General features: G+C 69.8%; 13 protein-coding genes. 11 read left to right on the top strand and 2 right to left on the bottom strand.

The window, feature by feature from the left end; all coding sequences use genetic code 11:
• The first annotated feature begins 32 nt into the window (after nt 1-32).
• Both nadE and EDF47_RS07010 read left to right on the top strand, forming a co-directional pair.
• On the top strand, nt 33-860 hold the full coding sequence (nadE, locus tag EDF47_RS07005) for an ammonia-dependent NAD(+) synthetase (RefSeq protein WP_131877437.1): 828 nt from the start codon (nt 33-35) through the stop codon (nt 858-860).
• 143 nt (nt 861-1,003) lie between these two features.
• Nucleotides 1,004-2,461, top strand: coding sequence for an SPFH domain-containing protein (locus EDF47_RS07010; RefSeq protein WP_123936833.1), 1,458 nt, complete (start codon nt 1,004-1,006; stop codon nt 2,459-2,461).
• A 34-nt stretch (nt 2,462-2,495) separates the two neighbouring features.
• Here the strand turns inward: EDF47_RS07010 and EDF47_RS07015 are convergent, their stop codons facing one another.
• Complete coding sequence (locus EDF47_RS07015) at nt 2,496-2,885, bottom strand: hypothetical protein (RefSeq protein ID WP_133938852.1); 390 nt, start codon at nt 2,883-2,885, stop codon at nt 2,496-2,498.
• A 71-nt stretch (nt 2,886-2,956) separates the two neighbouring features.
• Complete coding sequence (locus tag EDF47_RS07020; protein WP_131877435.1) at nt 2,957-3,916, bottom strand: phosphotransferase; 960 nt, start codon at nt 3,914-3,916, stop codon at nt 2,957-2,959.
• A gap of 188 nt (nt 3,917-4,104) precedes the next feature.
• On the opposite strand from EDF47_RS07020, the gene EDF47_RS07025 reads away from it, so the two are divergent.
• The 9 genes from EDF47_RS07025 to EDF47_RS07065 all read left to right on the top strand — a co-directional run bounded on the left by EDF47_RS07025 (nt 4,105) and on the right by EDF47_RS07065 (nt 14,332).
• Entirely contained in the window at nt 4,105-6,159 is a 2,055-nt protein-coding gene (locus EDF47_RS07025; RefSeq protein WP_131877433.1) for an MDR family MFS transporter, read from the top strand.
• A 61-nt stretch (nt 6,160-6,220) separates the two neighbouring features.
• Nucleotides 6,221-6,805, top strand: a complete 585-nt coding sequence (locus EDF47_RS07030; RefSeq protein ID WP_131877431.1) for a TetR family transcriptional regulator — start codon at nt 6,221-6,223, stop codon at nt 6,803-6,805.
• Between the two features lie 263 nt (nt 6,806-7,068).
• Nucleotides 7,069-8,406, top strand: a complete 1,338-nt coding sequence (locus tag EDF47_RS07035) for an enolase C-terminal domain-like protein (RefSeq protein ID WP_131877429.1) — start codon at nt 7,069-7,071, stop codon at nt 8,404-8,406.
• Nucleotides 8,407-8,453: 47 nt separating this feature from the next.
• Nucleotides 8,454-9,692, top strand: coding sequence for a sugar ABC transporter substrate-binding protein (locus EDF47_RS07040; RefSeq protein ID WP_235035775.1), 1,239 nt, complete (start codon nt 8,454-8,456; stop codon nt 9,690-9,692).
• 107 nt (nt 9,693-9,799) lie between these two features.
• A complete protein-coding gene (locus EDF47_RS07045) occupies nt 9,800-10,777 on the top strand; it encodes a sugar ABC transporter permease (protein ID WP_123936828.1) in 978 nt (325 codons plus the stop codon).
• Nucleotides 10,770-11,687 (top strand): carbohydrate ABC transporter permease, encoded by a 918-nt coding sequence (locus EDF47_RS07050; protein WP_123936827.1) that lies wholly within the window; start codon nt 10,770-10,772, stop codon nt 11,685-11,687. Before EDF47_RS07045 ends, EDF47_RS07050 begins: the two co-directional genes overlap by 8 nt.
• 34 nt (nt 11,688-11,721) lie before the next feature.
• Nucleotides 11,722-13,047 (top strand): alpha-L-fucosidase, encoded by a 1,326-nt coding sequence (locus EDF47_RS07055; RefSeq protein ID WP_131877427.1) that lies wholly within the window; start codon nt 11,722-11,724, stop codon nt 13,045-13,047.
• The gene (locus tag EDF47_RS07060; RefSeq protein ID WP_111086326.1) at nt 13,047-13,373 is read left to right on the top strand and encodes an L-rhamnose mutarotase; all 327 of its coding nucleotides are present in this window, start codon (nt 13,047-13,049) and stop codon (nt 13,371-13,373) included. The genes EDF47_RS07055 and EDF47_RS07060 overlap by 1 nt, the downstream gene beginning before the upstream one ends.
• Nucleotides 13,370-14,332, top strand: coding sequence for an aldo/keto reductase (locus EDF47_RS07065; protein ID WP_131877425.1), 963 nt, complete (start codon nt 13,370-13,372; stop codon nt 14,330-14,332). Before EDF47_RS07060 ends, EDF47_RS07065 begins: the two co-directional genes overlap by 4 nt.
• Nucleotides 14,333-14,359 lie beyond the last annotated feature (27 nt).

The following is a 14,359-nucleotide window of genomic DNA, read 5'->3' on the forward strand; positions in this document are numbered from 1 at the left end:
CACTCCGGCGGGTGCAGCGGGATACTGGGGTGGTGCGTGAACTCCAAGCCGCCATCGCCGCGGACCTCAACGTCCAGCCGACCATCGAGCCGGAGCAGGAGATCGCCCGCCGTGTCGGGTTCCTCCGTGACTACCTGCTCACGACCGGCGCGAAGGGGTTCCTGCTCGCGATCAGCGGCGGCCAGGACTCCACGCTCGCCGGGCGCCTGACCCAGCTCGCGGTCGAGTCCCTCCGCGCCGAGGGCCACCCCGCCGAGTTCACGACCGTCCGCATGCCGTACCGCGTGCAGGCCGACGAGGACGACGCCCAGCTCGCCCTGCAGTTCATCGCAGCCGACCCGGGCATCACCGTCAACATCGAGCACGGCGTCGACGGCGTCATGCTCGACACCGCTGCCTCGGGCGTCGAGCTGAGCGACTTCGTGAAGGGCAACGTCAAGGCCCGGATGCGCATGGTCGCCCAGTACGCCGTCGCCGGCCAGCGCGGACTGCTCGTCGTCGGGACCGACCACGCTGCCGAGGCGGTCACCGGCTTCTTCACGAAGTACGGCGACGGCGGGGTCGACCTGACGCCGCTCACCGGCCTGTCGAAGAGCCAGGGGCGGCAGCTGCTCGAGCACCTCGGAGCGCCCGCCCGCCTGTACGAGAAGGCCCCCACCGCGGACCTGCTCGACGAGACGCCCGGCCAGACCGACGAAGCGAACCTCGGGCTGTCCTACGCCGAGATCGACGCCTACCTGCAGGGGCACGACGTGCCGTTCGAGGTCGCCGAGGCGATCGAGTCGCGGTACCGCGCGACCGAGCACAAGCGCCAGGTGCCGGCGACGCCGTTCGACGACTGGTGGCGTGCGGGCGCGTAGGCGCAGACGCGACCATCGACAGGAGGCGCGCTGCAGGTGATCCTGCACCGCGCCTCCTGTCCGTCCGCGCGATCTCCTAGGATGGGAGCCGACGGAACAACAGATGCGGAATCCAGGCTGGCGCCTGGTCCGGAGGGGGAGTCATGGAAGTCCTGTTCGCACTCGGAGCCATCCCGCTGATCATCGTGGGGATCATCGTCCTCGCCGTGATCGCACTGATCTACGCGAAGGTCGTGTACCGCAACGCCGGCGCCGACGAAGCGCTCATCATCACCGGCAAGCGCTCGCGCAAGGTCAAGAACGACGACGGCACCGAGACCGTCGAGTCCGGCATCAAGGTCGTGCTCGGCGCCGGCGTCCTCGTCCGACCGTTCTTCGAGAAGGTCGCGAAGCTCTCGCTCAGCTCCCGGGCGATCGACATCAACGTCAACGCGCAGGACTCCCGCGGCGTGACGATCGACGTCGAAGCGGTCGCGCTGGTCAAGGTCGGCGAGACCGACGCCTCGATCCGGGCGGCCGCGCAGCGGTTCCTCGGGCAGGAGAAGAAGATCGACGACTTCGCGCGCGAGGTCCTGTCGGGATCGCTCCGTGCGTCGATCGGTGCGACCGACGTGTCCACGATCATCCGCAACCGCGACCAGCTCACCGTCGCGGTGCTCGACGTGGCGAAGGAGGCCCTGCACAGCCAGGGGCTCGACGTCGACTCCTTCGAGATCAAGGGCATCTCGGACCGCAACGAGTACATCAGCGACCTCGGTCGTGCCGAGCGCGCCCGCGTCCGGCTCGAGGCGGAGAACGCCGAGGCGCAGGCCGACCGCGAAGCGCGAGAAGCCCGTGCCACCGCCGACCAGGCCATCGCCGAAGCCGAGAACACCCTGGCGATCCGCCGCGCCGCACTGCAGCTCGACGCCGACCGGGCATCGGCCGAGGCCGCAGCCGCTGGTCCGCTCGCCCAGGCCCGTGCGGCGCAGGGCGTCGTCGAGCAGGAGCAGATCACCGCGCAGAAGCGTGCCGAGCTGCGCCGTGCCGAGCTCGAGTCCGAGGTCTCCGCCGTCGCCGAGGCGCAGGCGCGCAAGACCCGCGTCGAGGCCGAGGCGGCCGCCGGTGCCCAGGTCGAGACGGCCCGCGCCCAGGCCGAGGCCCGTCGGATCTCCGCCGAAGCGATCGCCGCCGAGGCGAAGGCCGAGTCCGAGGCGCGCAAGCTCGCCGCCGACGCCTCCCGTGCCGAAGGTGAGGCAGCGGCCGACGCGATCCGCGCCAAGGGTCAGGCCGAGGCGGACGCCACGAAGGCCCAGGCCGACGCGCTCGCACAGCACTCCGAGGCCGTCCTGCGCGTCAAGGCCATCGAGACCCTGCCGAGCATCGCCCGCGAGCTCGCGGCGCCGATGGGCAACATCGACAAGCTGACCGTGGTGTCCTCCGACGGCGCCGGCGCCCTGTCGAAGAGCATCGTGAGCCAGTTCAGCGAGGTCGACGCCCTGCTCGGGACGACCGCCGGGTTCACCCTGAGTGACATCGTCAAGAGTTCGACGACGGGGCAGGCTGCCGCTCGGGCCGTCGTGCGTGAGCAGTCCACCGCTGTCGCGGAGCCGACCGAGTAGTCCTCAGCGGTACCCTGGGCGGGCGTGGCGAGGATCAGTCCTCGTCGCGCCCGTTCTCGTCCCGGCGCTCGCGCTGCTGGCCACCGGCGTCCTCGCGCTGGTCAGCGAGCCGCTGCTGCCACACGACGCTGCGGGCCGCACCCTCGAGGATGTCGTCGACGCTCCGTCCGGTCTGCGCCGCGAGCGCACCGCTGAGTCCGGCGGTGAGGGTCCCGCCGGCGGACGCCAGACGTTCGATCACCTGCTCCTGGCGTGGGGTCAGGGGCTCGTCGATCATCTCCTCGATGGTGTCGCGGATGTTCTGTTCGCTCGCGTCCAGTGCCGCCTCGTCACCGGAGTGCAGCGCTGCTGCTTCTCCGACGACGACGAGACCGAGGCGCGCTGCGTCGTCTTCGGGACGCGGAGTGCGGTGCTCATCAGTCATGCGGGGGACCGTACGCTCCGGGGCGCCGCGCTTGCTGGACAGACGGGGTACCCGACGCCTGTCGCCCGTCGTCAGTGCGGTGTCGTGTCCCACCGGCGGAGCAACCACTCCGCCGCGGCGAGACCCTCGCGCCGTTGGAAGTCACGGATGGTCGGCATGTTCGGCGGTGCCGGGGGCAGTGCGTGCTCGAAGAACAGTCCGGCGAGACCGGCGAGCACGGCGTCGACCGTAGCGGTAGGCACGCCGGCGAACACCGGATGGGTGGCGAGGTGGTGCTCGACGTCGGTGTCCTCGCCGCGGACGAGTGTGTCGATCAGGTAGGTCAGCGGGTCGAGCCAGTGCGCGCCGATGCTCGCCCACGGCCAGTCCACGACCCAGACGACCCCGGAACCGTCGACGAGCAGGTTGTCGGCGCGGCAGTCGGCGTGCACGAGGTGGTCGCCGTCGACGAGTGCCGCTGCTCGGTCGGCGGCTCGGGCGATCGCGGGTCCGGCGGTGAGGACGTGTGCCGGCACGACCTCGGCCACCCGGTCGGCCAGGGTCGGGTCGCCGAGAATCCGGTCCCAGGCGCCGAACTCGTGGCGCAGGTCGTCGGCGATCCGGGGGAGCGTGCCGAGGTCGCCGGTCGCCGGCGGCAGGGTGTCCAGCGCATCGAGCACCGCCGCGGTGTCGCTGCCGTCGAGTGCTGCCCCGGGGTGCTTGCCCTCGATGTCGTCGAGGACCAGGACGACCCACTCGTCGCCGTCCACGGTGGCGTCGAAGGCGTCCAGCAGGGGTGGTGCCTGCACGGTCGACGGCAGCTGCGCCACCACGCGGGCTTCCCGGCGGTGCAGGGCGAAGGCATCGGCGTTCCGCGATCGCGAGACCGTCTTGACGAACGCCCGTCGCCCCGTCGCCGTGACCACACGGTCGGCACTCCCCGGCGACCACCCGGCGGTCTGGGACTCGGTGGTCGTCACCGCTCCGCCGAGGATCTGTTCCACCCGGTCGCGCAGGATCACCGGCACGTCCGTCCACGCAGTTCGCCCCATGGCCGACGACGCTACCTGAGAAGCCGTTCACGAACGTGCACGGACGGCAAGTTTGCGTTGGCAGCAAACGTGCTGATGATGTAAAGTTGCAGCGTCTGCAAGGTTGACCCGCCGTTCGACGGCCCGCCACACACGCTCCGGCGTCCCTTGCCCGCACGACGACCACCACGCACCCCTGAAGGACCCCCATGTCTACTGCCACCGCACCCGTCGAGGTGTCGCGCGGACGACACGACTCCCCGGCCAGCACGCCGGGCAAGCCGATCATGTCGCACCGTCAGATCCTGCTCGTCATCTACGGCCTCATGGCCGGCATGTTCCTGTCGTCGCTCGACCAGACGATCGTCGGCACCGCGATCCGCACCATCGGCGACGACCTGCACGGCCTCGACCAGCAGGCGTGGGTCACGACCGCGTACCTCATCGCGTCGACCATCACGACGCCGATCTACGGCAAGCTCTCCGACGTCTTCGGGCGCCGCCCGCTCTACATCTTCGGCATCGCGGTCTTCATCCTCGGCTCGCTGCTCTCGACGATGTCGACCTCGATGATCATGCTCGCCGCGTTCCGTGCCTTCCAGGGCATCGGTGCCGGTGCGCTGATGTCGCTGCCGCTCGCGATCATGGGTGACATCCTCGCCCCGCGTGAGCGTGCCAAGTACCAGGGCTACTTCCTCGCGGTCTTCGGCATCTCGTCCGTCATCGGGCCGCTCATCGGTGGCCTGTTCGCCGGCGCGAGCACGATCCTCGGTGTCACCGGCTGGCGCTGGGTCTTCCTGATCAACGTGCCGATCGGCGTCGCGGCGCTCCTGATGGTCATCGCCTTCCTGCACCTGCCGAAGTTCGGTGACGCCAAGGCGAAGCCGCGCATCGACTGGTGGGGTGCCACCTCGGTGATCGCGACGCTCGTCCCGCTCCTGCTCGTGGCCGAACAGGGCCGCACCTGGGGGTGGGGTTCGGCCGGCGCCATCGCCTGCTACGTGATCGGTGCGCTCGGGCTCGTCGCCTTCCTGGTGATCGAGACCCTGATGAAGGACGACGCGATCATCCCGCTCAAGCTGTTCCGCTCGGGCACCTTCTCGATGGCCACGATCCTCGGGTTCCTGGTCGGCTTCGCGATGTTCGGCGCCATGCTGACCATCCCGCTGTACCTGCAGATCGTCACGGGGCTGACCCCGACGGAGTCCGGCTTCGCGACCCTGCCGATGATCGGTGGTCTGATGATCGCCTCGATCGCCTCGGGGCAGATCGTCGCCCGCACCGGTCGCTACCGGATCTTCCCGGTGATCGGCACGGCCCTGGTCTCGGTCGGCTACGTCGTCCTGACGTTCATGACGATCGACAAGCCGCTCTGGTTCCTGATGATCGGCATGTTCCTGATCGGCCTCGGCCTCGGGCAGCTCATGCAGAGCATCACCCTCGCCTCCCAGAACTCCGTGCAGCCGCGGGACATGGGTGTGGCGACGTCGTCCGCCACGTTCTTCCGCCAGATCGGTGGAACGCTCGGTACGGCGGTGCTGCTCAGCATCCTGTTCTCGATCATGCCGGCGAACATCCTGCACGCCACCGCGGACCAGAAGAACCTGTCCGGTGCGCTCGACGCCGCCCTGAACCCGACCGTCGCCACGGCGAAGGCGAACGCGGGCGTCATGGAGCAGATCTGGAACCCGATCGTCACCCCGGTGAAGTCGCAGGTGCAGTCCGGCCTCGACCAGGCCACCGCGCAGGTCAACGCTGCGACGACCGGCGCCCCGGAGGCCGCGCAGCAGCAGGCCCTCACCGCCGCAGCCGACAAGGCGCACGCCAGCGTGCAGGACGGCAAGCTCGTGGTCGACTGGTCGGACGCCTCGCAGCGCTCGTACTGGGTCGGCGAGCTCGCCCCCGAACTGTCGAAGCAGATCGACAAGGGAGCCGGCGACGGCAGCAGCTCGAGCAGCGAGACGAGCGACACGTCCTACCTCAACGGTGCGACCCCGGCGCTGACCAAGCCGTTCATGACCGGCTTCAACGCGTCGGCCGTGACCGTCTACTGGGTCGGCTTCGCCGTGATCCTGCTGGCGTTCATCCTCAGCTGGTTCTTCAAGGCGCCGCCGCTCCGCAAGAGCTCGGCCCTGCAGGAGCAGGCCGACCAGGCCGGCACCGCTGATGACCTCGAGGTGCAGGCCGTCAAGGCGGCCGACACGATGGGGTCGCCCACGGCGCCCGTCACCGGATCGATCCCCGTGCAGCGGGACCGCGCGTAGGACTGGCCACCGGGGCCTCTCGTCACCAGACGGGAGGCCCCGACCCGCACCAGGAGCAGCAGTGAGCACGATCGAATCGCACCCGGCAGGCGACAGTGGCCTGCGGGAACGCAAGAAGCAGCAGACCCGGCACGCGATCCACCAGGCCGCGCTGGCCCTGGTCTCCGACCGGGGCCTGGCCGGCGTCACGGTCGAGGAGATCTGCGCCGACGCCGGCGTCTCGCCCCGCACCTTCTTCAACTACTTCCCGTCGAAGGGCGACGCGGCACTCGGGCTCCCCGAGAGCTCGGTGCCCGAGGTGGCACGACAGGCGTTCCTGACCGCGGAGGGCCCGCTCGTGTCGGACCTCTGCGACCTCGTCGCCCGCACGGTGACACTGCCGGCGGACCGCCGTCGCATGAAGGAACTCGTGCAGGCGCGACCGGAGATGGTGCCCGCGATGCTGCAGTGGATGGCGCGTGCCCGGCTCGCCGTGTTCACGGTCGCCGCCGAGCGCACCGACGTGGACTCCGCGCGGACCGCGGTGACGCTCGTCATGGCGGCGCTCATCGAGTCGGCACACCGCTTCGCCGACGGCTCGCGCGACGAGCTGGCGGACCGCCTCCGCGGCGTGGTGGCCGAGATGGGCCGGCTCGCCTCCGCCTGAGGCGCGACCGGTCGCCCCCGCCGAAGCGACAGATGCGCGTGCTCCGCTGTCGACGGTTTCGCGAAAGCGACAGATCTCCGCGAACAGTTGGCGGGGATCTGTCGCTTTGGCGGATCGGCCACGCAAGCGCAAGCCGCGCAGCCATCCGACGACTCGGCCCCGTTCGAGACCAGAACGTGACGAAGAGTTCTCTTGACGCGCGAGACATCCGATGTTTTGATTGCCTCGTTCGGTCGACGGAGACCGGACGGCAGGAGACACGAATGAGCCGCATCACCGGTCTGCACGTGCGCGACATCCGTTTCCCGACCTCTCGGGAGCACGACGGATCCGACGCCATGAACCCCGCGCCCGACTACTCCGCCGCGTACGTCGAGATCACGACCGACGCCCTGGACGGACACGTCGGCACGGGCTTCGTGTTCACGATCGGCCGCGGCAACGAGGTGCAGGAAGCCGCGATCGCCGCCCTGCGCGGGCACGTGGTCGGCGTCGACGCCGAAGCGGTCCTCGCCGACATGGGCGGCACCTGGCGCGCGATGGTCCACGACTCGCAGCTGCGCTGGCTCGGCCCGGAGAAAGGCGTCATGCACATGGCGATCGGCGCCGTGGTGAACGCGCTCTGGGACCTCCGAGCCAAGCGCGCGGGACAGCCGCTGTGGGCGCTGCTGGCGGACCTGAGCCCCGAGGAACTCGTCGACCTGGTGGACTTCCGGTACCTCACCGACGCGATCACCCCGGACGAGGCGCTCGAGCTGTTCCGGGCTGCCGAACCGCACCGCGCGACCCGTCGGGCCCGGCTCGAAGCGCAGGGCTACCAGGCGTACACGACGACCCCGGGCTGGCTCGGCTACGACGACGAGAAGCTCGCCCGGCTCTGCCGCGAGGCCGTCGACGAGGGCTTCGAGCAGATCAAGCTCAAGGTCGGCGGCGACCTCGACGAGGACGTCCGCCGAATGGGCATCGCCCGCGCCACGGTCGGCCCCGACATCCGCATCGCGGTCGACGCCAACCAGCGGTGGGACGTCGACGAGGCCGTCACCTGGATCGAACGGCTGAGCCCGTTCGACCTTGCCTGGGTCGAGGAACCCACGAGCCCCGACGACGTCCTCGGGCACGCCGAGATCGCCCGGCGCATCGCCCCGATCCCGGTCGCGACCGGCGAGCACATGGCCAACCGGGTGATCGCGAAGCAGCTCATCCAGGCCGGGTCGATGAGCGTGCTGCAGATCGATGCCACCCGGGTCGCTGGGGTCAACGAGAACCTCGCGATCCTGCTGCTCGCCGCGAAGCACGGCGTCCGGGTGTGCCCGCACGCCGGCGGGGTCGGCCTGTGCGAGGCGGTGCAGCACCTGTCGATGTTCGACGCCGTCGCGCTGACCGGCGACCTCGACACCCGCTGCATCGAGTTCGTCGACCACCTGCACGAGCACTTCGTGACCCCGGTGGACGTCCACGACGGCCGCTACTGGCCGCCGACCGCTCCGGGAGCCGGCACCGAGATGCTCGCCGACTCCCTCGACGCCTACGCGTTCCCGGACGGCCCGGCCTGGGCCGTGGTCGACACGGAGACGGTCCCCGACGCGGTCCGCGTCGCCTGATCCCACCACCCCACACACCCCATCACCACGACGAAGTGGAGACTCCGATGCAACGACGACGCATCATCACCGGGCTCGCGGCAGCAGCTGCCGCGGCCCTCGTGCTCACCGGCTGTTCCTCCGGCAGCAGTGCCGGTGGAAGCCAGTCGAAGGACGCCCTGACCTGGTCCATGTGGATCGCCGGGAAGGAGGACAAGGCCGCCTGGCAGAAGGTCGCCGACACCGTGAAGAGCGAGGACGACATCACCCTGACGATCCAGGGCGCGCCGTTCGAGAACTACTTCACGAAGCTCAGCACGCAGTTGAGTGCAGGCGGCGCCCAGTGCGTCGTGAGCATGCAGTCGCTCCGCACCGCGAACTACACGTCGTCGCTGCTGCCGCTCGACGACCTCGCGAAGCAGGACGGCACCGACCTGTCCGCGTTCGACAGCACCGCGCTCGACGGCATGAAGGTCGACGGGAAGCTCTACGGCCTGCCCTACGACACCGGCCCCATCATGATGTTCTACAACAAGGACGTCTTCACGAAGGCCGGCGTGGCCGAGCCGAAGCCGGGATGGACCGTCGACGACTTCGAGGCGGCGGGCGCCGCGCTCAAGGCGAAGGGCGTCACCATGTTCGGTTCGACGGTGGGCGACCTCAACCTCGAGTCGATGGTCTACGGCTACAACGGTGGCCGGGTGATCACGTCCGACGGCGAGCTCGACGCGTCGAACGCGAAGTTCGCGGACGGCCTCGACTGGCTCTCGACACTGGTGGAGAAGGGCTACGCGACGCAGGCGTCGTCGGACGCGTCGACGCCGGGCAACGACTTCGCCGCCGGCAAGGTCGCGATGTACACCGACGGTCCGTGGTCGCTCATCAGCCAGAAGGCCAAGGTGAAGTTCGACCTCGGGGTCACGACGCTCCCCGCGGGGACGTCCGGTCCGTCGACCTTCGCCGCCGGCTCCGGCTTCGGTGTCTCGAAGCAGTGCAAGTACCCGGAGCAGGCGTTCAAGGCCGTCCAGACGATGACCAGCGAGAAGGTCCTGACCTCGCTCGCCGAAGCGGGACGAGCCTTCCCCGGCCGCACCGCGGCCCAGTCGGCGTGGTACTCCAGCGCCGGCATCGACGGCGCCGAGGCCGCGCTCAAGGCAGGGCTCGCGAAGTCCTCGCCGCTCCTCGGGAACAAGCAGAGCGACCAGCTCTCCCAGCTGTTCACGCAGTACGCGCTGCAGGCGGTGAACGGGCAGACCTCCGGCAAGGAGACGATGTCCTCCATCGCCGGCCAGCTCGGCACGCAGTGACCAGCTGAACCAGTGATCGGACGGGAGGCCCGTTGCGGCCCCGCCACGGGCCTCCCGTCCGATCCATCCCCTGTTCAGGACCGCGCGAACGACGAGGAGGTCGTCGCATGACCACCATCCAGGACCCACCGGCCGAAGCGGCCGTCCCCGCGGTCGCGACCGCGATCGCGGTCGGAGCCGCCACCCCGCGGCGGAAGGACGGCGAGGACACGAGCGCACTCGGGCGCCGCTCCTGGTGGGGCGCCGCGTTCGCGGCACCGCACTCGATCGGACTCGTCGTCTTCACGGCGTTCCCGATCGTCGCCTCACTCGTCGTCAGCTTCATGAACTGGCCGATGCTCGGCGAGCGCAGTTGGGCCGGCATCGAGAACTACGCCCGGCTCTTCGCCGACCCGGTCTTCCGCACCGTCGCCCTCAACACGGCGCTGTTCGTGGTGCTCTACGTGCCCCTCAACCTCGTCGTGTCGCTCGGGCTCGCCGCTTGGCTGACGCCGCGGATCGCCGGCCGGCACGTCTTCCGCGTCCTGTTCTTCATCCCGACCATCACGCCGATCGTCGCGAACGTCGTGGTGTGGCGGATGCTGTACCAGCCCGGTGGGGCGATCGACGCGTCACTGCAGTCCACCGTGGGCGTGCACGCGCCGAACTTCCTCGCCGACGAGCACTGGGCGATGCTCGCCATCGTCGCGATGAGCGTCTGGCAAGGCTTCGGCTACAACATGCTGATCTTCTCGGCGGCGCTCGACGCCGTGCCGGAGAACCAGATCGAGGCCTCGCAGCTCGACGGCGCGAACGCCTGGCAGACCTTCTGGGCCATCAAGTTCCCGCTCATCTCGCCGTCCGTGTTCTTCGCGACGATGATGACGCTGATCACCTCGTTCCAGGTGTTCGTGCAGCCGTTCGTCCTCACCAAGGGCGGGCCGGGCACCGCGACGGAGACCCTCGTGCAGTACATCTACAACACCGGCTTCCAGAACCAGCAGCTCGGTCTGGCCTCGGCCGGCGCCTGGGTGCTGTTCGTCATCATCCTCGGGATCACGGCCGTCCAGTTCCTCGGGCAGAAGCGGTGGGTGCACTATGAGTGAAGCGGTCCGCGGGCACGTCGGTGCCACCACGTCGAACCGGACGGTCAACCCCCGTGCCGTCGCCAGGACGAAGTCCGCGCCACGACCGGGGCGGGTCCGGCACGCGATCGGGTACGCCCTGCTCTGCCTCGTCACGCTCCTGTTCGTCTCGCCGCTCATCTACATGGTCGCGACGAGCCTCAAGCCCGCCGACCAGGTGTTCACCACCCCGCCGACGCTCTGGGGTCGCTCGCTCGAGTGGGACAACTACGTGCAGGCGTTCACCTACCTGCCGTTCGCCCGCTTCATCCTCAACGGCGTCTTCGTTGCGGCGGTCGGGACGGCGATCAACGTCGCCGTGGCCGTGCTCTCCGGGTACGCGTTCTCACGGTTGCGCTGGCGCGGCCGGAACACGGTGTTCCTGCTGTTCCTCGTCACACTGATGATCCCGCAGGACGTCCTCGTCATCCCGATGTACGTGATGATGCAGGGCTTCGGCTGGGTCGACACGTTCCAGGCACTCATCATCCCGTGGGCGTTCACGGCCCTCGGCGCGTTCCTGGTCCGGCAGTTCTTCCTGACCGTGCCGCAGGAACTCGACGACGCCGCCCGGGTCGACGGAGCCGGCGCGATCCGGACCTTCTTCTCGGTGATGATGCCGCTCGCCCGACCGACCATGGCCGTCCTCGCGGTGTTCTCGTTCATCTCGTACTGGAACTCGTTCCTCTGGCCCCTCGTCATCGTCAACGACGTCGAGGCCCGGGGCACCATCCCACTCGGCCTGCAGCAGTTCTTCGGCCAGCAGGGCTCCGAGTGGAACCTCGTGATGGCGGCCTCGGTGATCTCGATGCTGCCCACCGTGATCCTGCTCGTCCTGCTGCAGAAGCACCTCGTCAAGGGCATCGTCACCAGCGGCCTCGGCGGCCGGTGACACCCCTCCCCCCTCTGAAAGGAACACTGGCCTCATGACCATCACCGCACCTGCAGAGCCGCAGACCGCGACCGACGCGAGCGGCCTGCCCGCCTGGTTCACCCACGACCGGTTCGGCATGTTCATCCACTGGGGGCTGTACGCCCTGCCGGCACGGCACGAGTGGGTGAAGAACCGCGAACGGATCACCGACGCCGACTACCAGAAGTACTTCGACCACTTCGACCCCGACCTGTTCGACGCCGCCGACTGGGCCCGCCGTGCTCGCGAAGCCGGCATGAAGTACGTCGTGCTCACCACGAAGCACCACGAGGGCTTCTGCCTCTGGGACAGCAAGCTCACCGACTACAAGTCCACGAACACCCCGTTCGGCCGCGACATCGTGCGCGAGTTCGTCGACGCCGTCCGGGCCGAGGGACTGCGGGTCGGCTTCTACCACTCGCTCATCGACTGGCACCACCCGGACTTCACCGTCGACGGCGTGCACCCCCGGCGCGACGACTCGCCCGAGGAGATCGAGGCGTTCAACCAGGGCCGCGACATGTCGCGCTACCGGGAGTACCTGCACGGGCAGGTCGAGGAGCTGCTCACCGACTACGGGCAGGTCGACTACCTGTTCTACGACTTCTCGTACCGCGACAACGACCACGAGGACATCTGGGGCGGCAAGGGTCGCAACGACTGGGGATCCTCGGAGCTGCTCGAACTGACCAGACGGCTCCAGCCCGGCATCATCGTCAACGACCGGCTCGACCTGCCGGGCGACATCGTCACCCCGGAGCAGTACCAGCCCGACAAGCCGATGGAGGTCGACGGCGCCCAGGTGCCGTGGGAGGCCTGCCAGACGCTCAACGGATCGTGGGGCTACGACCGCGACAACGTGAACCTCAAGCCCGTCGACCTGCTCGTCCGCATGCTCGTCGACGGCGTCTCGAACAACGGGAACATGCTGCTCAACATCGGCCCCACCGGTCGTGGCGAGTTCGACGGGGTCTCGCGCCAGACCCTCGACGGCATCGGGACGTGGATGCACCAGCACGCCCGTTCCGTCTACGGCGCCGGGCCGTCGTCGTTCGTCGCACCGCGCAACAGCGTGTACACGCAGAACGGCAACCGCCTGTACCTGCACCTGTTCGCGTGGCCGTTCGAGCACGTGCACCTTCCCGACCTGGCCGGCCGAGTCGCCTACGCCCAGCTGCTCAACGATGCGTCGGAGCTGCACTTCCGCGAGATCCCGCCCGGGACCCGTGCGCAGAACACCGGGCTCGGCGGGCAGCCGGCGGGGACGCTGACGCTCACGCTGCCGATCGTGCGACCCGACGTCGCCGTGCCGGTCGTCGAGCTGTTCCTGCGCGACTGATGCAGCGCATCCTGTCGAGGACCCGACTGCGGGCGGGGAACGAGGCCGCGTACGACGCCGTGCACGCGTCGATCCCGCCCGCGCTCGCGGCCCGGCTGCGTGATGCCGGGGTGCACGACTGGACGGTGTGGCGCGACGGGCAGGACCTGGTCCACCTCATCGAGGTCGAGGACTACCGCGCGATGCGCCGGGCGCTCGCCGACGACCCCGTCAACGCGGAATGGCAGGAGACCATCAACCCGCTGCTCGAGGCCGACGACGACTACTCGGGGAACGACGACGGCGTGCCGCGGGTCTGGTCCCTGGCGGACCAGGTGGACGCATGACGGACCTCGACCTCGACCTCGACCGCGGCCCGTTCTGGTTCGGCGGCGCCGGCATCGGCAACCTGCTGCGCCCGGTGTCCGACGACGACGCCCGTGCCACCGTCGACGCGGCGTGGGACGCCGGCGTGCGCGGGTTCGACACCGCGCCGCACTACGGCCTCGGGCTGTCGGAGCGGAGACTCGGGGCGGCGCTCGCCGACCGTCCGCGCGACTCGTTCCTGGTGTCGACGAAGGTCGGGCGGCTGCTCGTCCCCGGGCGTGGCGACGGGGACGACCTGGCCTCCGGCGGGTTCGCGGTGCCGAACGACACCGTGCGGCAGTGGGACCCGTCGCCGTCGGGCGTGCGGCGGTCACTGGACGAGTCGCTCGGACGGCTCGGGCTCGACCACGTCGACGTCGCGTACCTGCACGACCCCGACGTCTACTCGCTCGAGGACGGCCTGACGCAGGCGCTGCCGACGCTCGCCGAGCTGCGGGACGACGGCGTGGTCCGGGCCGTCGGCGTCGGGTCGAACTCGGTCGAGGCCCTCGACGCCGCGGTGTCCACCGGGCTGTGCGACGTGGTCATGCTCGCGGGCCGGTACACGCTCCTGGAGCAGCCGGCGGCGGAGCTCGTCGCCCGGTGCGCCTCGCTCGGCGTCGCGGTCGTCGCGGTCGGGGTCTACAACTCGGGACTGCTCGGGCGGGACCGGCCGGACGCCACGGCGACCTACGACTACGCCACGGCACCGGCGGCACTCGTCGCGCGGGCGAACGCGATCGCCGACGTCTGCGAGCGGCACGGGGTCACGCTGCCCGAGGCGGCGCTGGCGTTCCCGCGTCGTGCTGCTGCGGTCGCCGCGATCGCCCTCGGCGTGCAGTCCGCCGAGCAGGTGCGCTCGAACGTCGAGCGGGCTGCGGCCGTCGTTCCGGAGACCCTGTGGGACGACCTCCGCGCCGCGGGCCTGCTCACCGCCTGAGCCCCGCACAACCAAAATCACCCCGAA

This window comes from Curtobacterium sp. PhB190 (genome assembly GCF_004365385.1).
Lineage (GTDB): Bacteria > Actinomycetota > Actinomycetes > Actinomycetales > Microbacteriaceae > Curtobacterium.

Excerpts from the sequence above, each read along its gene's own strand:
- EDF47_RS07010 (WP_123936833.1), top strand. The coding sequence starts at position 1,004 with ATGGAAGTCCTGTTCGCACTCGGAGCCATCCCGCTGATCATCGTGGGG.
- EDF47_RS07015 (WP_133938852.1), bottom strand. The coding sequence starts at position 2,885 with ATGACTGATGAGCACCGCACTCCGCGTCCCGAAGACGACGCAGCGCGC.
- EDF47_RS07020 (WP_131877435.1), bottom strand. The coding sequence starts at position 3,916 with ATGGGGCGAACTGCGTGGACGGACGTGCCGGTGATCCTGCGCGACCGG.
- EDF47_RS07025 (WP_131877433.1), top strand. The coding sequence starts at position 4,105 with ATGTCTACTGCCACCGCACCCGTCGAGGTGTCGCGCGGACGACACGAC.
- EDF47_RS07035 (WP_131877429.1), top strand. The coding sequence starts at position 7,069 with ATGAGCCGCATCACCGGTCTGCACGTGCGCGACATCCGTTTCCCGACC.
- EDF47_RS07040 (WP_235035775.1), top strand. The coding sequence starts at position 8,454 with ATGCAACGACGACGCATCATCACCGGGCTCGCGGCAGCAGCTGCCGCG.
- EDF47_RS07045 (WP_123936828.1), top strand. The coding sequence starts at position 9,800 with ATGACCACCATCCAGGACCCACCGGCCGAAGCGGCCGTCCCCGCGGTC.
- EDF47_RS07050 (WP_123936827.1), top strand. The coding sequence starts at position 10,770 with ATGAGTGAAGCGGTCCGCGGGCACGTCGGTGCCACCACGTCGAACCGG.
- EDF47_RS07055 (WP_131877427.1), top strand. The coding sequence starts at position 11,722 with ATGACCATCACCGCACCTGCAGAGCCGCAGACCGCGACCGACGCGAGC.
- EDF47_RS07060 (WP_111086326.1), top strand. The coding sequence starts at position 13,047 with ATGCAGCGCATCCTGTCGAGGACCCGACTGCGGGCGGGGAACGAGGCC.
- EDF47_RS07065 (WP_131877425.1), top strand. The coding sequence starts at position 13,370 with ATGACGGACCTCGACCTCGACCTCGACCGCGGCCCGTTCTGGTTCGGC.